Annotated in this window: 13 protein-coding genes and 6 pseudogenes; 13 read left to right on the plus strand and 6 right to left on the minus strand. The window is 74.0% G+C overall.

Annotated features, from left to right (window positions below; genetic code table 11):
* Positions 1-58: 58 nt before the first annotated feature.
* The 3 genes and pseudogenes from ACZ411_RS06630 to ACZ411_RS06640 all read left to right on the plus strand — a co-directional run.
* Positions 59-1,735, plus strand: a pseudogene (locus ACZ411_RS06630) (MDR family MFS transporter); the annotation flags it as partial.
* 201 nt (positions 1,736-1,936) lie between these two features.
* Positions 1,937-2,278, plus strand: a complete 342-nt coding sequence (locus tag ACZ411_RS06635; protein ID WP_464169612.1) for a MarR family winged helix-turn-helix transcriptional regulator — start codon at positions 1,937-1,939, stop codon at positions 2,276-2,278.
* A gap of 261 nt (positions 2,279-2,539) precedes the next feature.
* A pseudogene (locus ACZ411_RS06640) lies at positions 2,540-3,097 on the plus strand (alpha/beta hydrolase); the annotation flags it as partial.
* Positions 3,098-3,386: 289 nt separating this feature from the next.
* On the opposite strand, the gene ACZ411_RS06645 reads toward ACZ411_RS06640, so the two are convergent.
* From ACZ411_RS06645 to ACZ411_RS06660, 4 genes are all read right to left on the minus strand, one after another.
* A complete protein-coding gene (locus ACZ411_RS06645; protein WP_464169408.1) occupies positions 3,387-4,049 on the minus strand; it encodes a pentapeptide repeat-containing protein in 663 nt (220 codons plus the stop codon).
* 155 nt (positions 4,050-4,204) lie between these two features.
* The gene (locus tag ACZ411_RS06650; RefSeq protein WP_464169410.1) at positions 4,205-4,333 is read right to left on the minus strand and encodes a hypothetical protein; all 129 of its coding nucleotides are present in this window, start codon (positions 4,331-4,333) and stop codon (positions 4,205-4,207) included.
* Positions 4,300-4,578, minus strand: a complete 279-nt coding sequence (locus ACZ411_RS06655; protein ID WP_464169412.1) for a VOC family protein — start codon at positions 4,576-4,578, stop codon at positions 4,300-4,302. Before ACZ411_RS06655 ends, ACZ411_RS06650 begins: the two co-directional genes overlap by 34 nt.
* 89 nt (positions 4,579-4,667) lie before the next feature.
* A complete protein-coding gene (locus ACZ411_RS06660) occupies positions 4,668-5,909 on the minus strand; it encodes a sialate O-acetylesterase (protein ID WP_464169414.1) in 1,242 nt (413 codons plus the stop codon).
* A 1,101-nt stretch (positions 5,910-7,010) separates the two neighbouring features.
* Between ACZ411_RS06660 and ACZ411_RS06665 the strand changes: the two genes are divergently transcribed.
* A complete protein-coding gene (locus ACZ411_RS06665) occupies positions 7,011-7,394 on the plus strand; it encodes a VOC family protein (RefSeq protein ID WP_464169416.1) in 384 nt (127 codons plus the stop codon).
* Positions 7,395-7,429: 35 nt separating this feature from the next.
* Here ACZ411_RS06665 and ACZ411_RS06670 read toward each other — a convergent pair.
* A pseudogene (locus ACZ411_RS06670) lies at positions 7,430-9,876 on the minus strand (phosphoketolase family protein).
* A 202-nt stretch (positions 9,877-10,078) separates the two neighbouring features.
* On the opposite strand from ACZ411_RS06670, the gene ACZ411_RS06675 reads away from it, so the two are divergent.
* Both ACZ411_RS06675 and ACZ411_RS06680 read left to right on the plus strand, forming a co-directional pair.
* Positions 10,079-10,483 carry a four-helix bundle copper-binding protein gene (locus tag ACZ411_RS06675; RefSeq protein ID WP_464169417.1) on the plus strand — a complete coding sequence of 135 codons (405 nt, stop codon included), beginning with the start codon at positions 10,079-10,081 and terminating at the stop codon, positions 10,481-10,483.
* Positions 10,484-10,563: 80 nt separating this feature from the next.
* A complete protein-coding gene (locus ACZ411_RS06680) occupies positions 10,564-10,953 on the plus strand; it encodes a hypothetical protein (RefSeq protein ID WP_464169419.1) in 390 nt (129 codons plus the stop codon).
* A gap of 15 nt (positions 10,954-10,968) precedes the next feature.
* Here the strand turns inward: ACZ411_RS06680 and ACZ411_RS06685 are convergent, their stop codons facing one another.
* The gene (locus ACZ411_RS06685; RefSeq protein WP_464169421.1) at positions 10,969-11,487 is read right to left on the minus strand and encodes a hypothetical protein; all 519 of its coding nucleotides are present in this window, start codon (positions 11,485-11,487) and stop codon (positions 10,969-10,971) included.
* Positions 11,488-12,496: 1,009 nt separating this feature from the next.
* On the opposite strand from ACZ411_RS06685, the pseudogene ACZ411_RS06690 reads away from it, so the two are divergent.
* From ACZ411_RS06690 to ACZ411_RS06720, 7 genes and pseudogenes are all read left to right on the plus strand, one after another.
* Positions 12,497-12,652, plus strand: a pseudogene (locus ACZ411_RS06690) (LacI family DNA-binding transcriptional regulator); the annotation flags it as partial.
* A 76-nt stretch (positions 12,653-12,728) separates the two neighbouring features.
* The gene (locus ACZ411_RS06695) at positions 12,729-13,289 is read left to right on the plus strand and encodes a type 1 periplasmic-binding domain-containing protein (protein ID WP_464169637.1); all 561 of its coding nucleotides are present in this window, start codon (positions 12,729-12,731) and stop codon (positions 13,287-13,289) included.
* Positions 13,259-13,540 (plus strand): substrate-binding domain-containing protein, encoded by a 282-nt coding sequence (locus ACZ411_RS06700; protein WP_464169614.1) that lies wholly within the window; start codon positions 13,259-13,261, stop codon positions 13,538-13,540. Before ACZ411_RS06695 ends, ACZ411_RS06700 begins: the two co-directional genes overlap by 31 nt.
* Before the next feature lie 273 nt (positions 13,541-13,813).
* On the plus strand, positions 13,814-14,428 hold the full coding sequence (locus ACZ411_RS06705; protein ID WP_464169423.1) for an ATP-binding cassette domain-containing protein: 615 nt from the start codon (positions 13,814-13,816) through the stop codon (positions 14,426-14,428).
* A complete protein-coding gene (locus tag ACZ411_RS06710) occupies positions 14,323-15,456 on the plus strand; it encodes an ATP-binding cassette domain-containing protein (RefSeq protein ID WP_464169425.1) in 1,134 nt (377 codons plus the stop codon). Before ACZ411_RS06705 ends, ACZ411_RS06710 begins: the two co-directional genes overlap by 106 nt.
* 298 nt (positions 15,457-15,754) lie before the next feature.
* Positions 15,755-16,435, plus strand: a pseudogene (locus ACZ411_RS06715) (substrate-binding domain-containing protein); the annotation flags it as partial.
* Positions 16,436-16,682: 247 nt separating this feature from the next.
* Positions 16,683-18,220, plus strand: a pseudogene (locus ACZ411_RS06720) (sugar ABC transporter ATP-binding protein); the annotation flags it as partial.
* Positions 18,221-18,536 lie beyond the last annotated feature (316 nt).

Consider the following 18,536-nt stretch of genomic DNA (forward strand, 5'->3'; position numbering starts at 1 on the left):
CCCGGCCGCCGCCTCACCCGCGAAGGCCCCTCGCCGCACCGTCTCGGCCGACGGATCCATGTCGAAGCGCCAGGTCCTCGAGTTCCTCTCGGGCCTGCTCCTCGGCATGTTCGTCTCGATCCTCGCCGGCACCGTCGTCTCGACCTCGCTGCCCATCATCATCAGCGACCTGAAGGGCGACCAGTCCGGGTACACGTGGGTCGTCACCGCCACGCTGCTCGCCACCACCGTGAGCACGCCGCTCTGGGGCAAGTTCGCCGACCTCTTCAACCGCAAGCTGCTCATCCAGCTCGCGCTCGCGACCTTCGTGCTCGGCTCGGCCCTCGCCGGCTTCTCGCAGAACACGGAGACGCTCATCGTCTTCCGCGTGCTCCAGGGCCTCGGCGCCGGCGGCCTCGCGGCGCTCAGCCAGATCATCATGGCCGACATCATCAGCCCGCGTGACCGCGGCCGCTACGCCGGACTCTTCGGCGCCGTCATGGCCGTCGGCACCGTCGGCGGCCCGCTCCTCGGCGGCGTCGTGACGGATGCGTTCGGCTGGCGCTGGAACTTCTTCATCGCGCTGCCCATCGCGATCATCGCGATCATCCTGCTGCAGGTCACCCTCCACCTGCCCGCGCACCCGAAGCGCAAGGTGCACGTCGACTACCTCGGCGCGGTCTTCATCGCGAGCGGCGTCTCGCTGCTGCTCATCTGGGTCTCGCAGGCCGGCAAGCAGTTCGAGTGGGCCTCGGGCACCTCGTACCTCATGGCCGCCGGCGCCGTCGTGCTCCTGATCGCCGCGGTGGTCACCGAGCTCAAGGTCGCCGAGCCGATCATCCCGCTCACCATGTTCCGCAACCGCACCTTCACCCTCTCGGTGCTCGCGAGCCTCGCGGTCGGCATCTCCCTCTTCGGCACCTCGGTGTTCCTCGCGCAGTACATGCAGCTGTCCCGCGGCGCCACGCCCACCCAGTCGGGCCTGCTGACCATCCCGCTCATGGCGGGCCTGCTCATCTCCTCCACCGTGTTCGGCAACCTGATCAGCCGCCGGGGCAAGTGGAAGGCGATCATGATCACGGGCGCCGTCCTCATCGTCGCCGGCACGGGCCTGCTCTCCACGCTCCGCTACGACACCGACTTCGTGCTCGTCGGCATCTACATGTTCGTGCTCGGCGCGGGCCTCGGCATGCTGATGCAGAACCTCGTCCTCGTCGTGCAGAACGCCATCGAGGTCAAGAACCTCGGCGTCGCCACCAGCGCGGTCACGTTCTTCCGCAGCCTCGGCGGCACCGTGGGCGTCTCGGTGCTCGGCTCGATCCTCGGCACCATCATCGCGTCCGAGATCACCGCGGGCATCACCCGGCTCGCTCCTGCGGACCAGGCCGCGGCCGCGCAGGCGCTCGGGTCCGGCGTCATCCCCCAGGTCTCGCAGCTGAGCCCCGCGGTCCGCGTGGTGGTCGAGAGCGCGTACGGCGTCGGCATCGGCGACGTGTTCCTCTACAGCGTGCCGCTCGCGGTCGTCTCGCTCCTCGCGGTGATCTTCCTGCCCAACGCCCAGCTCGGCAGCAAGAACGCCGTGCAGCTGAAGAGCGCCGGGACCCCCGCGACCGACGGCCGGGACGTGCACCGCGAGGACGCCGAGGACGCGCTCATCGGCGCCTCCGCCGGAGCCGTCGCGCTCACGCCCGCCGGCGAGGCCAACCCCACCGGGTCGATCCGCCTCCCCGAGTCCGAGGACGCCGGGGTCGACTCCGCCGATGACCGACGTCGACCGCTCCGCCGGGGGCGACGCCGCGGGGGACACCCCCGGCGTCGACCCGGGTGTCGCCCCCGGGATCGCCGCCGGCATCGCGGAGGTCGAGCGCAGATGACCGCCCTCGCCGCGCGGATCCGGGCGACGACCCGGGAGGCCGCCGCGGCGATCCACCCGGACCTCCCGCCCATCGGCTACAAGATGCTCCGGGTGATCCGCCGCTGCGGCGCGGCCCACGCGAGCGCCGTGGCCGACCAGCTCGGCGTCGACCGCAGCGTCGTCAGCCGCCAGCTCCGCCAGCTCCAGGACCTGGGGCTCGTGCAGGTGGGTGCCGACGCGCAGGACGGCCGCGTGCGCGTGCTCGCGCTCACGGACGCGGGCCGCACGGGCGTCGAGGCCGACGACGCGCAGGGTGGCAGCCGCCTCATCCGCGGCCTCGGCGAGTGGAGCCGCGCGGACCTCGACGCGTTCGCCGGTTACCTCGCTCGGCTCAACGCGGGCGGGGAAGCGGTGGCCCGCACCCCCGTGGCGCTCATCCCCTAGACCTTCGCGAGCGCCTCCAGGGCCTCTCTCCTGCACGCAGCGTCGGCGTTTCTCGATCTCCGAGGGCGGCCATGGCCAGCCTCGAGTGATCGGATGACTCGCAGTGCCCCCCCTGCGGACCGACGATCCGGCCGCATCCACAGGTCCACGGGCGCTGATGCGCGGCGGTTCGATGTCGCGTCTTCCCGCAGCGCGCCGCGTGCACGGCATCGAGGGTGCGCGCCGCGCGGGCGATGGCCCGGCGGGTGGCACGATCGACCCATGAGCGCCATCAGCACCCGCGTCGCCCCACTCCAGCTCGACCACGGCGGGCGGATCCTCCGCGGCTGGGAGCACGGCACCGTGCGGCCCGGCTCCCCCGCCGCGCTCCTGGTGCACGGGTTCAGCGACACCGGGTCCGGCGGGCACGGCCTCTGGGTGCCGACGGCCCGCGCGCTCGTCGCCGCGGGCATCGCGGTGCGCTCCTACGACCGGCTCGGCCACGGGGTGAGCGACGGCGACTTCGCCGACGTGCGGCTGCTCGACGAGGTCGACCAGGTGTCCGCGATGATCCGCGCGCTGGCCCGGGACGCCGGCGGGCCCGTGCACGTCGTGGGCCACAGCCTCGGCGGGGTCGAGGCGGCCTTGGCCGCCGCCCGCGCCCCCGAGCTCGTCGCGAGCCTCACGCTGTGGTCGCCCGCGGGCGCCGTCGTCGACGACATCACCGTGCACGACCGGGTCCTCGGGAAGCCGCTCCCGCGGCACGCGACCGGGGCATCGTCGACATCGACGGCATGGGCCTCGGCCTGGGCTTCGCGGACGAGGTGCTCGCCGGGGTCGATGTGTACGGCCCGGCCGCCGCGTACCCGGGCCCGGTGGACGTGCTGCACGGCACGGCCGACGACGTCGTGCCCCTCGAGCACGGCGAGCGGTACGGCCGGATCATGCCCGGCGCCGTCTTCACGGCCGTCGAGGGCGCGGACCACGGCTGGTCGTCCCTCGAGCTGCGCCGGATGCTCGTCGACCGACTGCTCGCGCACGTCGCGCGGGCGTCCGCGCACTAGCGGGCCATCGCGCGCCGCGGCCGTCTCGGGAGTGCCGGAAGGTCCGCGAGGTCGCGGCGTCGCGGTCAGTCCTCGACGCGCACCCGGAAGTGCCGCGCGAAGACCGGGCCGAGCGCCATCAGCTGGTTCGAGTCGAGGACCGCGCCGCGGAGGCCGTCCGGTGTGTCGAGGTCGAGGATCTCGGCGCCGCGGAGGTCGAGGTGGGTGAGGTTCGAGTCGCCGAGGTCGAGCGTGCCGATGGTGGTGCGGGCGAACGCGACGCGCATGCCGGCGGTGCCGCGGAGGTCGAGCTCCTCGATGGCGCAGTCGGTGATGAGCAGGTCGGTGATCTTCGACCCGCGCAGGTTCACGAAGCCGAGGCGGCAGTCGGCGATGTGCACCGACGAGAGCGTGGAGTCGTAGAGCTCGGCGGATCCGACCCGCGAGCCCTCCAGGCGCACGTCGCGCATGCGCATGCGCGGGGCCTTCAGCACGGGCGCGTCGAGGCGCGAGGCGAGCACGTCCACGAGGCTCGCGGCCGTGAGGTCGGCCTCGTGCAGGCGGAGTCGCTCCAGCACGCACTCCTCGAAGCCGACGTCGACGAGGTCGGCGTCCGTGAGGTCGGCGTCGGCGAAGCGGAGCCGCTCGAAGGACGCATGCGCGTCGAGGTCGGACGGGTCGCCGTCGGCGAGGCCCTCGAGCCGCGGGTCGCTGATGCGCGGCGGCAGGAGGCGGGTGGATGCGGCCATGCGGTCCTCCGGAGGGGTGTCGGATCCCGTCGGGCGGACGGTCGTCCCACCGTACGGGAGACCCCCGCGGGTGCCGGTCGCCCGCCCCTCGCCCTCCGCCCGCGCGCGCTGCCCGCGCGCGCCGCCCGCCCGCGCTGCCCGCCGAGCGCCGCGCGCTACTTGGGCTGCTCGATGCCGAGCGAGTTGCCGTCGGGGTCGGTGATCCACGCGGACCACACGCCCGCGTGGTCCGCGATGCCGTCGACGGTCTTCAGCTCCTCCGAGTCGTACTCCTCGGGGTGCACGCCGCGCTCGGCGAGCTGGTCGAGCTCGGCGCGGAGGTCCGCACCTTCCACGACGCCTTCGTCTGCTCGTCCTGCGATCCGACGGTGCTGGACGTGACCGTGAGGTCGGTGCCGCCGGAGCGGTAGGTGATCGCCGACTCCGACTCCTGGGCGACCTCGAGCCCGAGGGCCTCGGCGTAGAAGCGGCGTGAAGCGGCCATGTCCTGCGTGAGCAGGACGACGCCGACGGGGTGCTCTCCGAGCATGGTGACCTCGCGTTCCCGCCGCCCGGGTGGCGGCTCCCCTCGACCGTACGCGCGCGGGCGGGCGGCGACGCGGCCGCGCCGGGCTCGGGTCAGCGCGCGGTCTGCCGGAGGTACGCGGCGTAGAAGCCGGTTCCCATCATCCGCGCGCCGACCGCGTCGTAGTGGATGAAGTCCTCGCCCTCGTTCGCGTGCCCGGACACCCCCGGCACGTACGCGACCTCCGGCCGCAGCCGCTCCAGGTCCCGGTGCACCGCATCGATGTCCCGCCGCGGCCCGTTCGAGCCGATCCGCTCGGGGACCATCCCGCCGACGAGGAACGGCACGGCCCCGTACCGGGTGATGAGACCGGTCTCGAGCTCGAGGAGCCGGTCGGCGTACTTCGCCTTCGCCGCCACGCGACCCTCGGCGGTGGGGGCGGTGGCGATCGCGTTGGCGTCCGACTCGCCCTGCGCCCAGATGATCGCGACGAGCCGGTTGTCCGGATCCAGCGCCAGGGCGTTGTCGATCTGCGTCGTCGCGTTCGCGTAGAGGTTCGTGAGGCCCGCCTCGACCGAGCCGGGCTCGGGGGTCGGATCCCACGTGAACCGCTGCACCGCGTCGACCCGGGTGAGGGCGGTGCTGCCCTGCGCCGCGGGGACGAGCAGGACCCGGCGACCGGGCTGGGAGTCCGCGAGGAGCGCCCGCCCGAAGGTCATGCCCGGGCCGACGAGCTTCGGCCGGTCCGTCATCTTCCAGGTGGTGACGTGCTTGAGGCTGTCGTCGGCGGGGACGACCCGTCCCCAGTCCGCGTCCTGCCAGTCGCCGACCAGCTGGTCGACGCCCTCCCGGGGCACGTCGACTGCGGGGTCGTAGCCGAATCCGCCACCCTGCGCGTTCGACTGCCCGAGGATCGCGACCACGTCGTGGCCCAGGCCGTCCGCAGCACCGGGAACGGCCGTGACGGGGGCGGTCGCCCTCGTCGTGGACCGGTGGACGTCGGCGATCCCGGCCCAGCTGCCCGAGACGGTGACGGTGATGCGCGCGCCGAGCGCCGCCGGGCCGAGCCGCAGGGTGGGGCCGGTCTCGCCGACCTGGGTCACGCCGTCGAGGTACCAGCGGTAGCGCAGCGGCGAGGACGTGGGCGTCCAGGTGCCGGGCAGCGCGCGCACCGCGCTGCCGACGGTCAGCTGGCCGACGACGACGGGCGCGGTGGTCGTGGGGGCGACCGGAGGCGCAGGGACGGGCGGCGTGGTGGGCTCCGGGGTCGGGGTGGGGGTGGGCGCCGGCGTGGGCGTGGGCGTGGGCGTGGGCGCCACGGTGGGCACCGGGGTCGGTGCGACGGTCGGCTTCACGGTCGGGACGGGCGTGGGCGCGACCGTCGGCCTCACGGTCGGCGCCGGGGTCGGCTTGGGCGCCAGGGGTCGGCTTGGGCGCAGGCGCAGGGGCCACGGCCTTCGTGGGGAGGCTGTCCCGCATGCGGGTCTGCACGCCCGGCCTCGTGGCCGTCACCGAGGCGACGATCCGCGCGCCCGCGTCCGCCGCGGTCAGCCGGTAGGTGGCGGCCTGCGCGCCGGCGATGGCGACGCCGTCGCGGGTCCACCCGTAGGACAGAGTCGGCGACGGGCTCCACCCGCCGGGACGGACCGTGAGGACGGATCCGACGACGGCCGATCCGGCGATCGTCGGCACCGGGGCGGTGGTGAACGCCGGGAGCGCGACGGGAGCGGTGGATGCGCTGCGGCGCTCGGCGGTGATGCTGCCCGTCCGGGTGGCGACCACGCGGACGCTGAGCGCGCGGCCCACGTCCTTCGCGGCGACCGTGTACGTCTTGCGGGTCGCGCCGGGGATCGCGACGTCGCCTGCGGACCACTGGTACGAGAAGACCGCGCCGACGGGCTTCCAGGCGCCGGGGAGGGCGGTGAGCACCCGGCCGACCACGGGCGTGCCGGTGATGGTCGGCGTCGGGGCGGCGGTGAAGGGCACCGCGGGCTTGGCCGCGGACTTGGCCGCGGCCGGCCGGACGGCGGGGGCGACGGATGCGGCCGACGCGCCGACGGCGGCGCCGGCCGCGTCGGCGGGCAGCGCGACGGCGGACAGGACGAGGGCCGCGGCGAGCGCGCGTCCGACGCGCAGCAGCCGTGAGCGGTGCCGGTTCGCGGCGGGGCGGGGGGCGGGATCGAGCACGAGCACTCCTCGGGACGGCCGCGTCGGGTACGGCGGCGATGCCCTTTTTACCCCACTGAGGAATTAAGTGCCGCCCCCGAACGGCCGGTCGGAGGCGCATTGCCGGGGTCAGGCCCGAACTGGGTACACGACACCACCTGCGGGAACGCGACGATGCCGGCGTCGAGGCCGAGGATCCGAGTCCATCGCGTGCGCCGGAGGCCCGGCCTCCGCCACCGCCACCGTGGTCGCCCCTTGACGTCGATTCCCCGCCCGCTGGAACATGGCGCATGGCTGCTGTGGAGCACTTCGAGATCCCCGCCGACGACATGGCACGCGCGAGCGCGTTCTACACCGCCGTCTTCGGCTTCCGCTACGAGGCGTGGGGGGAGGACGCGGGCATGATCATCACCGGATCCGACGACGGGATCAACGGCGACCTGCATCAGCGCGCCGACGTGCCGCACCCGACCATCGTGATCACGGTCGACTCGATCGAGGAGACGGTGGCGCAGGTCGAGGCGCACGGCGGATCCGCGATGGGCGGCATCCAGATGCTCAACGAGACCGACCGCTGGGCGTACGTGCGCGACAGCGAGGGCAACGCGATCGGGCTGTTCGACCACGGGCCCGCGGGTGCCGCCGACGCCCCCGCCGAGACGACGACCGGCTAGTCGCGCCCGACCGCACGCCTCGCCGCCGCGGCCCGCTACGCGTTGTCGTCCCCCGTGTCGATCGCGGTCTGCCGCGACGGGTCCGCGAACGGCAGCCCCTCGGCGCCGGAGACGTCGGGCATGTCGTCGCCGTGCTGGCGCGTGTAGACGCGGTGGGCGATGCGCTCGTCGTCCATGCGCTGCGACAGCGCGGCGTAGGTGGTCTCGAGGTGCGGCACGCGGCGGATCACGTCCATCACCAGCCGGAACCGGTCGAGGTCGTTGAGCATCAGCATGTCGAACGGGGTGGTGGTGCCGCCCTGCTCCACGAAGCCGCGCACGTGCATGTTCTCGTGGTTGTGGCGCTTGTACGTGAGGCGGTGGATGAGCGACGGGTAGCCGTGGAACGCGAACACCACCGGCTTGTCGCGCGTGAACAGCGCGTCGAAGGAGCCGTCGTCGAGGCCGTGCGGGTGCTGCGTCGCGTCCTGCAACCGCATCAGGTCGACGACGTTGATGAAGCGCACGCGCAGCTGCGGGATCTCCCGCTTGAGGATCTGCACCGCCGCCATCGCCTCCACGGTCGGGATGTCGCCCGCGCACGCGACGACCACGTCGGGCTCGAGCCCGGGCACCTCGGTGCCCGCCCACTCCCAGACGCCCACGCCGCGCGCCCCGTGCGCCCGCGCCTCCTCGAGCCCGAGCAGGCTCGCGGTCGGCTGCTTGCCGGCGACGACCACGTTGATGAGGTCGGTGCCGCGCAGGCGGTGGTCCATGGTGACGAGCAGCGAGTTCGCGTCGAACGGCAGGTACACCCGCACGATCTCGGCCCGCTTGTTGACGACGTGGTCGAGGAACCCGGGGTCCTGGTGCGAGAAGCCGTTGTGGTCCTGCCGCCACACGTGCGACGACAGGAGGTAGGTGAACGACGCGACCGGACGCCGCCACTCCACCCGCGAGCTCGACTCGAGCCACTTCGCGTACTGGTTGAACATGGAGTCGACCACGTGGATGAACGCCTCGTACGAGGTGACGAGCCCGTGCCGACCCGTAGAGCAGGTACGCCTCGAGGAGCCCCTGCGTGATGTTCTCGTCGAGGATCTCGATGACGCGGCCCTGATGCGCCAGGTGCTCGTCCACCGGCAGGACCTCGCCCTGCCACGCCTTCGCGGTGACCTCGTACACGTCGTCGAGCCGGTTGCTGGCGGTCTCGTCGGGGCCGAAGATCCGGAAGTCGAGCGGGTTGCGCGCGATCACGTCGCGCAGCCAGCCGCCGAGCACGCGGGTCGGCTCCGCGATGACGCCGCGGCCGTCGCTGAGGTCGATCGCGTTGACCTCCAGCGGCGGCAGGCTGAGGTCGCGGCGGAGGAGCCCGCCGTTCGCGTGCGAGTTGGCGCTCATGCGCCGGTCGCCGTCGGGGCGGTTCGGCTGCAGCGCGGGCGTCAGGCGCCCGTCGCGGTCGAAGAGCTCGTGCGGCCGGTAGCTCTCGAGCCACTCCTGGAGCTGCCGCAGGTGGTCCTCGTCGTCGCGGACCCCGGAGAGCGGCACCTGGTGCGCGCGCCACGTGCCCTCCACCTGCTTGCCGTCGACCTCCTTCGGACCCGTCCAGCCCTTGGGCGTGCGGAGGATCAGCATCGGCCACGCCGGGCGCTCCTCGCTGCCGCCCGTGCGGGCCGCCAGCTGGATGCGCGTGATGTCGTCGAGCACCTCGCCGAGCGCGATCGCGAACCGCTCGTGGACGGCGCGGTGGTCCTCGTCGTCGAAGCCGCCCGAGACGATGCGCGGCGCGTAGCCGTACCCCGTGAACAGGGCGAGCAGCTCCTCCTCGGGGATGCGCGCGAGCGCCGTGGGGTTCGCGATCTTCCAGCCGTTGAGGTTGAGGATCGGCAGCACGGCGCCGTCCGACTCCGGGTCGAGGAACTTGTTCAGGTGCCAGCTGGCGGCGAGGGTCGCCGTCTCGGCCTCGCCGTCGCCGATGACGCACGACACGATGAGGTCGGGGTTGTCGAGCGCGGCCCCGTACGCGTGCACCAGCGAGTACCCGAGCTCGCCGCCCTCGTTGATGGACCCGGGCGTCTCGGGCGCCGCGTGCGACGGGACGCCGCCGGGGAACGAGAACTGGCGGAACAGGTGGCGCAGCCCCGCGCGGTCGGGCGTCGCGGCGGAGAAGAGCTCCGAGTAGGTGCCGTCGAGGTAGGCGTTCGCGACCATGCCGGGGCCGCCGTGGCCGGGGCCGGCGATGCCGATCATGTCGAGATCCCGCTCAAGACGATCACGCGGTTGAGGTGCGCGTAGACGAAGTTCAGCAGCGGGGTGGTGCCCCAGTGCCCGAGGAGGCGCGGCTTGATGTCGTCGCGCGTCAGCGGACGCTCCAGCAGCGGGTCGTCGAGCAGGGTCAGCTCTGGCCGACGGAGAGGTAGTTGGCGGCGCGCCACCACCCGTCGACGACGTCGAGGTAGAGGGGCGCGGCGGGGTCGCGGGGTGCGGGGATGCAGGAGGCCATGCATCGGCCTGCCGGCGGGGGTCGTCGCGCGACCAGGGCGGGCGGCCTCGGGATCGCCGCCGGCCGACGCGTCCGCCCGTCGGCGCTGGCACGCGGCGCGGCAACCCCCGCGGCGGCATCCCGTGGACCGGCCTAGCGTGACCCGCATCGGGCCCCGCCCGTGGCGCCTCCCGGCGCTCCGCCGCACGCAGGAAGGAACCCCATGAGCACGACGCTGGATCTGCTCCGCACCTCGCCCGCCGACCGCGGCGACCTGGACCTCGAGGTGCTCGCCGCCTGCATCGACGCGTGCGGGGCGTGCGCCGCGGCCTGCTCGGCCTGCGCCGCCGCGTGCCTCTCCGAGGAGGGCGTCGCCGAGCTCACCGCGTGCGTGAGCGCCGACCTCGACTGCTCCGAGATCTGCGCCGCGACCCTCGACACCCTCACCCGCCACAGCGCCGACCGCGTCGACATCACGCGCCTCGCGCTCGAACTCTGCATCGCCGCCTGCGGGGCGTGCGCCGACGAGTGCGCCCGGCACGGCGAGATGCACGAGCACTGCCGGATCTGCTCCGAGGAGTGCCGGCGCTGCGAGATGGCGTGCGCCGCGCTCCTCGACGCGCTGTGACGCCCGTCGAGCGTCCGGGGATGCCGTGCGCGGCGCGCTGACGGCGCGCGAGCGGCACCTCGCCGTCGAGATCCGCGCGCATGACTGGTCCGAGGCGCCGTACCGCGCCACGGGCACCGCGCACGCGCCCAGCGGCGACGGCAGACGGCTCCGGCTCCGACGACGGCGGCTCCCCCGGATCCGCCCCCTCCCGCCTCTCCCAGGAGGAGGCCGAGCGCGTGCGCGTCAACGTGATGTGGGTCGTGGCGCAGTGCCTCGGCTACGAGGATCCGGAGTTCAACCCCGACGCGTTCGCGGAGGCCGCCGGCATCACGCGCGACTACCGGTGCACGCCCTTCGGCGGCCGGAGCGCGATCGTGCGCGAGGGCCTCCGCGTCGGCGCCGACGAGCTCCTTCGACGCCCCAGGATCGGGTCCCCGAGGTCCCGGGAGCACCGGAGGCCCCGCGTGACCGGCCGACGCATCAGCTAGGCCCAGCGCTGCCGGTCAGCGCACGCACACCGACTCGGCGGAGATGCTGAGGCCCTCGGCGGTGCCGCGGATGCTGGCCGACGCCACGCCGTCGGCCCGCCCGTCGCCGGCGGACCAGAAGTCGCGGCCCATGGCGCGGCCGCTCGGCACGAAGCCCGCGTCGGCCCACGCGCCGGTGATCGCGTCGAAGGGGGCCTGGGCGTCGTCCATCACGGTGAACACCGGGATGAGCACGCGGCCCGTCGCCTGCGTCGCCGCGGAGCCGTCCGCGCACGTCGTGGCCTCCGCGGTCACCTCGGCCGGCACGCCGGCGACGGCGATGGCGGCCTCGAGGAAGGCGCGCACCCCGGCCTCCTGGGCGGCCACGTCGACGAGCACGGGCGGGGCGTCCGGCATCGGCGGATCGGCCGGCGCCTCGGGCTCGACCGGCTGCGGCAGGTCGGCGGGCTCGGGCGAGCCGATGGGGAGGCCGACCCAGCCCGTGACCTCCCGCTCGTCGTCGGACGAGCGGTCCGACGCGTACGCGGTCCGCACGGTGAAGGCGGTCCGCGGGGAGCTGCCCGCATCCGCCGCCTCGTCGACCGTCGCGGCGAGGACGGCCGCGACCGGCTCGACGTCGTCCGTCTCGACGGTGACCGCGGCTCAGGCCCAGGTCGGGTCCGGGCGTGGAGTACACGCCGGTCACGCCCGCCCGGGCCGCGAGCGCGTCGATCGCGGACAGGAGCGCGGATCCCGGTGCCGTGGCGGTCACGCCGACCGAGACGATCTCGTCCTGGAGCACCACGAGGCCGTCGCCGAGGATCGGACGGAAGCGGTCCGCCGCCTCCGCGACCGTCGTGCCCTCGCGGAGGACGACCCAGCGGCCGCCGCTTCGAGCGAAGGTGCACGGAGGCGGCGCCGGGGATGCGGCGCCACGCGTCGGCGACGGCGACGTCGTCGGGGACCTGCGGGTCGACGGTCACGCCCGCGATCCCGGAGCCGTCCGGGACCTCGAGGGAGAGGTCGAGCCGGGCCGCGGTCACGCCGTCGCCGAGTGCGCCCCGCACGGCGGCGGCCACGTCGAGGTCCGGGGTCCCGGCCGTGACCTCGACGGACGCGGTCCAGTCGCCCGCTTCCCGGTAGTCGCGCGGGTACAGCGACGTCTCGACCTCCGCGACCCCGTCCACCGCGACGAGCCGAGTCCGCAGGGCCTCCACGCTGGCGACCGCCGCCTCGGGCGGTGGCGGAGAGCAGCCCACGAGCACGCGCTCAGCGCCGCGACGACGAGCACGACCGCCGCGATCACCGAGGATCAGCGAGCGCCACCGCGCCCTCGTGATCGTCGTCGCACGCGCCCTCATGCCCCCACCGTACGAACGGCTGCACGGGCGGGCGTCCCTCGGAGGGAGCACGGGCATGCCCCCTGGCGGATGGTCGGCCGCGTACCCGGAAGCGCCGCGGGCACAGGGTGCGGCCGGGAGGCCCCCCGGTAGGGTGTGCCCAGCATGGGAGATCCGACCAGCCCGCGACCCGGCGGGCGCGACGTCCGTCGCCGCCTCGGAGGATGCCGGATGGAGTGCGGGTGAGCGTCAGGAGCGGCGGCGAGCGGCTCGGGCTCCGCGAGGTCGCGGAGCGGGCCGGCGTCTCCCACATGACCGTGTCGCGCGTGCTCAACGGGCACCCGCAGGTGAAGGAGTCGACGCGCCAGCGCGTGCTCGAGGTGGTCGCCGAGCCTCGACTTCCGGCCGAACAGCGCGGCCCGCGAGCTGGTCACGCAGCGGGCGCTGCGCATCGGCGTGCTCATCGAGAGCGCCGTGGAGTTCGGGCCGTCGAGCATCCTCCGCGCCATCGAGCGGTCGGCGCGCGACGGCGGCTACTCGGTCGCGTCGTTCGCGCTGCGCGACGACGAGGACGCGACGCCCGAGGAGGCGGTGCGCCACCTCACCGGGCAGGGCATCGACGCGCTCTGCGTCGTCGCGCCGCGGTCGTCGTCGGTGGCCGTGCTGCGCACCATCACGACGGGGCTGCCGACGCTCGTCGTGAAGGCCGAGAAGGACCCGGCGTTCCTCACCGTGTCGGTGGACCAGTCCGCGGGCACCCGGCTCGCGGTCGACCACCTCGCGAGCCTCGGCCACCGCGACGTGCTGCACCTCTCGGGCCCGCTCGACTGGCTCGACGCGCGTGCCCGCGAGCGCGCCTTCCACACGCGCACCCGGGCGTGGGGCGTTGCGGGAGCGGCCCATCGTCATCGGCGACTGGTCGAGCGACTTCGGCTACGACTTCGCGAAGGGCCTCCACGACGGTCCCGGAGTACACGGCCGTGTTCGTGGCCAACGACGAGATGGCGCTCGGCGTGATCCACGGGCTCCACGACCGCGGGATCCGCGTGCCGGAGGACCTGAGCATCGTCGGCTTCGACGACCTCCCCGTCTCGCGGCGCCTCCTCCCGCCGCTCACCACCGTGCGGCAGGACTTCCCCGCGCTCGGCGCGCTCGTGGTCGACGTGCTCATCGCGGCGATCGAGGGGCGCGAGATCCCGCAGTCCAGCCGCATCCCCGCCGAGCTCGTCGTGCGCGACTCCAGCGCCGCCGCCCGCCGCGCGGACTGATCCGGGCGCCGGACGGACCGGCCCGGCGCCGATCCGCCGCCGGCCGGCCGAGGCGGCCGCACCTCCGGCCTCGCCCGTCCGCCGGACGGCCGCTACAGTCGAGCCAGCCGGGCGCCGCCCGGCACGCGGCCGCCAGGGCCCGAGCCCGAGGAGCACCAGGTGCGTCACGCACGGGGATCGACGAGGATCCGCCCGACCGGCCCGACGGTCGCCGCGGGTGGCACGCCCGCGCGCCCCGGGAGGCCCGGCACGGCGGCCGGCCCGACCGTCCGCATGACGGGCATCACCGTGGCCTTCCCCAACGGCGTGGCGCTCGACGGCGTCGACCTCGACCTGCACCCCGGCGAGGTGCACGCGCTCCTCGGCGAGAACGGCGCGGGCAAGTCGACGCTCATCAAGGCGCTGCTCGGCGTGCACCGCATCGAGGCGGGCGAGATCCTCGTGGACGGCGAGCCCGTGCGGCTCGGCGGGCCGGCGGACGCCCGGGCGCTCGGCATCCAGGCCGCGTTCCAGGAGTCGCACCTGGTCGAGAACCTGAGCGTCGGCGAGAACGTGATGCTCGGCCACGAGCTGCGCCACCGCCTCGGGATCTCCTGGCGCGCCACCCACGCCCGCGCCGCCGCGATGCTCGCGGAGCTCGGGCTCGCGGAGCTGGATCCCCGCGACCGCCTCGCCGACCTCTCCCCGCCAACCGGCAGCTGGTCTCCATCGCCCGCGCCATGGTCGACCGGCCGCGCGTGCTGGTGCTCGACGAGCCCACCTCCAGCCTCGACGCCGACGACGTGGCACGCCTCTTCCGGGTCATCCGGCGGCTCCGCGACCAGGGCGTCGCGATCCTGTTCGTCTCGCACTTCCTCGAGCAGGTGCTCGCCCTCAGCGACCGGATGACGGTGCTCCGCGGCGGCGTGAAGGAGGGCGACTACCTGCCGCACGAGATCGACCGGGCCGAGGTGATCGCCCGGATGATCGGGAAGGACGTCGCGCACCTGAAGCGCATCGGCTCGGAGCGGCGCGCACACCGGGTGGACCCCGTCGGGCCGCCGCTCTACCGCGCCGCCGGGGTGGGCCGCCGCGGCATGCTGCGGCCCGTGGACCTGGAGCTGCACCCGGGCGAGGTGGTCGGCATCGCGGGGCTCCGCGGATCCGGCCGCACCGAGCTCGCGCGCCTGCTCGCCGGCGCCGACCGCGCCGACCGCGGGGTGGTGACCCTCGGCGGCCGCGACATCGTGATCGACCGGCCGGCCGACGCCCTGCGGAACCGCGTCGCCCTGTCGGCGGAGGACCGCGGCGCGGAGGGCCTCATCGCCGACCTCAGCGTGCGGGAGAACATCGTGCTCGCGCTGCAGGCGCTGCGCGGCTGGGCGCACCCGCTGTCCCGCGCCGAGCGCGAGGACCTCGTGGAGCGGCACATCGAGCACTTCGGCATCACGCCGGCCGATCCCGCGACGCCGGCCGGCCGGCTCTCCGGCGGCAACCAGCAGAAGGTGCTGCTCGCGCGCTGGCTGGCGATCCGGCCGCGCGTGCTGATCCTCGACGAGCCGACCCGGGGCGTCGACATCCGGGCGAAGGTCGACATCCAGGCGCACATCGCGCAGCTGGCGCTGGAGGGCGTCGCGGTGGTGTTCATCTCCTCGGCCTTCGACGAGCTGGTGCGCGTGAGCGACCGGATCGTGGTGCTCGAGGACCGGGAGAAGATCGGCGAGCTGAGCAACGGGCCAGGGCGTGACGGTCGACACCATCGTGGAGCTGATCGCGGCGCCGGGCGACGACGAGGACGAGGACGACTTCCCGCTGCCGGACCTGCCCCGGCGCGTCCGATCCGCGGAACGCGCCGCCCCGCCGCTGACCCTTCGCGCGCCGCCATGCGGATGTTCCCGGTGACGGATGCTTTGCGCTGCGGAAACTGTTACCGGTAACATCCGAGGACAGCGGCAGCGCCCCGCGCATCCGCAGCACGACCGGCCCCCGAGGGCCGGGATGCGGGACGGAGCCGTCCGGACCATCTGCTCGGAGGAGATACATGTCCACGAAGAGGCGCATCGCCACCATCGCCGCAGACCGGGGTAATCGCCCTCGGCCTCGCGGCCTGCTCCAGCAACTCCGGCACCGGATCCACGGCCGGCGGCGCCGCCGACAGCGGCGGCGAGACCCGCCACCGTCGGCTTCGTCGCGGTCGGCCCCGAGGGCGCCTGGCGCCAGGCCAACGAGAAGAACATCCAGGACACCTTCACGAAGGAGGCCGGGTTCGACCTCAAGTACGCCCCCGCCACCAACAACGACCAGAAGTCGCAGATCGACGCGTTCACGTCGTTCGTCGACGAGGGCGTCGACGTGATCCTGCTGTCCGCCACCGAGGGCTCCGGCTGGGAGGACTCGCTCGAGCGCGCCAAGGAGGCCGAGATCCCCGTGGTCCTCATCGACCGCGGCATCGAGCCGGACGACACCTCGCTCTACGCGACCCGCATCGCGCCCGACAACATCGCCGTGAGCGAGTCGGTCGCCGACTGGGCGAAGACCGCGCTGCCCGAGGGCGGCAAGTACTTCACGCTCGAGGGCCCCGCGGGCGTCTCGGTCGTCAACGAGCGCAACGAGGGCTGGAACGACGTCATCGGCGCCGACAGCGCCTTCACGAAGGTCGGCGCGCAGACCGCCAACTGGTCGACCGAGGAGGCCAAGAGCGTCTTCGAGACCGTGCTGAAGTCGAACGCCAACGACGTGCAGATGGTCTTCGCGCAGAACGACGAGATGGGCCTCGGCGCCGTCCAGGCCGTCGAGGAGGCGGGCCTCACGCCCGGCCAGGACGTGAAGATCGCGACCATCGACGGCACCAAGAGCGCGCTGCAGGCCCTGGCCGACGGCAAGCTCAGCTTCGTCGCCGAGTACAACCCGCTGTTCGGCGACACCGCCCTCACGGCCGTCAAGTCGCTGCTCGCCGGCGAGAGCGTCGAGTCCTCGATCGTCGTCCCGTCGGACACGTTCGACTCCCCCGAGAAGGCCGCCACCGCGCTGCCCGACCGGCAGTCCAGCCCTGTCCGCACGGCACACCCGGCGGCGGGGCGGATCATCCGCCCCGCCGCCCCCGCCCGTCGAGAGCCCGCTGCCGCACGCAGCCGGCGCCGACGGCAGACAAGGAGCACGCGCCATGCAGGCACCCATCCCCATCGTCGAGATGCGGGGCATCACCATCTCCTTCCCGGGCGTCAAGGCGCTCGACGGGGTCGACCTCCGCCTCTTCCCCGGCGAGGTCCACACGCTCATGGGCGAGAACGGCGCCGGAAGTCGACGCTCATCAAGGCGCTCACGGGCGTCTACGGCATCGACTCCGGCACGGTCGTCGTCGACGGCGCCGAGCGGCGCCTCACCGGCACCGCCGACGCGCAGGCGGCCGGGATCTCCACGGTGTACCAGGAGGTGAACCTCTGCGCGAACCTCACCATCGGCGAGAACGAGCTCATGCTCGGCGACGAGCGCCGCGGCCGGTTCGGCATCGACTGGAAGGGCACGCACGCGGCCGCCTCCGAGGTGCTGGCCCGCGTGGGGCTCGGCCACCTGGATCCGCGCACCCCGCTCTCCTCGCTCAGCCTCGCGCTGCAGCAGCTGGTCGCCATCAGCCGCGCCACCGTCATCGACGCGAAGGTGCTCATCCTCGACGAGCCGACCTCCAGCCTCGACGCCGACGAGGTCGAGGGCCTCTTCCGCGTGATGCGGCGCCTCCGCGACGAGGGCGTCGCCATCCTTCTTCGTCTCCCACTTCCTCGACCAGGTGTTCGCGATCAGCGACCGCCTCACCGGCGCTCCGCAACGGCACGCGCGTCGGCGAGCACCTCACCCGCGACATCGACCGGGCCGGCCGCATCGCCCAGATGATCGGCAAGGACCTGCAGGCCCTCCGCTCCCTCGACCGCGAGCGCGACAGCCGGCGGGTCGCCGACGGCGAGCCCGTCTACCGCGCCACCGGCATCGGCCGGAAGGGTCTCCCTCGACGCGACCGACATCGAGCTGCGCCGCGGCGAGGTCGTGGGCCTCGCCGGCCTCCTCGGATCCGGCCGCACCGAGCTCGCGCGCCTCCTCTACGGCGTCGACCGGCCCGACTCCGGATCCGCGACGATGGACGGCGCGTCCGTCGCCATCACCTCGCCCGCCAAGGCGCTGAAGCGGCGCATCGCGTTCTCCAGCGAGAACCGCCGCGACGAGGGCATCATCCGCGACCTCAGCGTGCGGGAGAACCTGGTGCTCGCCGTGCAGGCGAAGCGCGGCTGGGCCCGGCCGCTGTCGGCCAAGGAGAAGGACCGCATCGTCTCCAAGTACCTGACCGAGCTCAACGTGCGCCCGGCCGACCCCGACCGGCCCATCCGGAACCTGTCCGGCGGCAACCAGCAGAAGGTGCTGCTCGGGCGGTGGCTCGCCACCGAGCCGGAGCTGCTGATCCTCGACGAGCCGACCCGCGGGATCGACGTGGGCGCGAAGGCCGAGATCCAGGAGCAGGTCGCGGCCCTCGCCGACACGGGCGTCGCCGTCGTCTTCATCTCCTCGGAGCTCGAGGAGGTGGTGCGGCTCAGCGACCGCATCGTCGTGCTCAAGGACCACCGCAAGATCGCCGAGCTCGAGGCCGGGCCGGACGTGACGGCCGAGTCCATCGTGACCACCATCGCGGAGGAGGGGGTGTCCGACGTCGACCTCGACGCCGTGCCGGACCCCGCCCGCGACCCCGCATCCGCATCCGCATCCGCATCCGCCGAGGAGGCCCGCCTGATGCAGCGGCACCACGACCACGCCCGCCCGCCCGCTCGCCGACCTGCTGCACCGGCCCTGGTTCTGGGGTTCGGTGGCGATCATCCTGCTGCTGGCCGTGAACGTCGCCAAGGACCCCGGCGACCCCGCCCTGTCGGCGAACCCCGAGACGGGGAACCTCGTCGGCAACCTCGTCGACATCCTCCGGGCCGCCGCGCCCGTGCTGATGATCGCCGTGGGCATGTGCCTCGTCATCGCGACCGGG

This window comes from Clavibacter sp. AC415 (assembly GCF_979252985.1).

What these genes read in the sequence shown, in the direction of transcription:
- ACZ411_RS06705 (WP_464169423.1), top strand. Translation starts at nt 13,814, where the DNA reads ATGACGGGCATCACCGTGGCCTTCCCCAACGGCGTGGCGCTCGACGGC.
- ACZ411_RS06675 (WP_464169417.1), top strand. Translation starts at nt 10,079, where the DNA reads ATGAGCACGACGCTGGATCTGCTCCGCACCTCGCCCGCCGACCGCGGC.
- ACZ411_RS06665 (WP_464169416.1), top strand. Translation starts at nt 7,011, where the DNA reads ATGGCTGCTGTGGAGCACTTCGAGATCCCCGCCGACGACATGGCACGC.
- ACZ411_RS06645 (WP_464169408.1), bottom strand. Translation starts at nt 4,049, where the DNA reads ATGGCCGCATCCACCCGCCTCCTGCCGCCGCGCATCAGCGACCCGCGG.
- ACZ411_RS06680 (WP_464169419.1), top strand. Translation starts at nt 10,564, where the DNA reads ATGACTGGTCCGAGGCGCCGTACCGCGCCACGGGCACCGCGCACGCGC.
- ACZ411_RS06655 (WP_464169412.1), bottom strand. Translation starts at nt 4,578, where the DNA reads ATGCTCGGAGAGCACCCCGTCGGCGTCGTCCTGCTCACGCAGGACATG.
- ACZ411_RS06635 (WP_464169612.1), top strand. Translation starts at nt 1,937, where the DNA reads ATGCTCCGGGTGATCCGCCGCTGCGGCGCGGCCCACGCGAGCGCCGTG.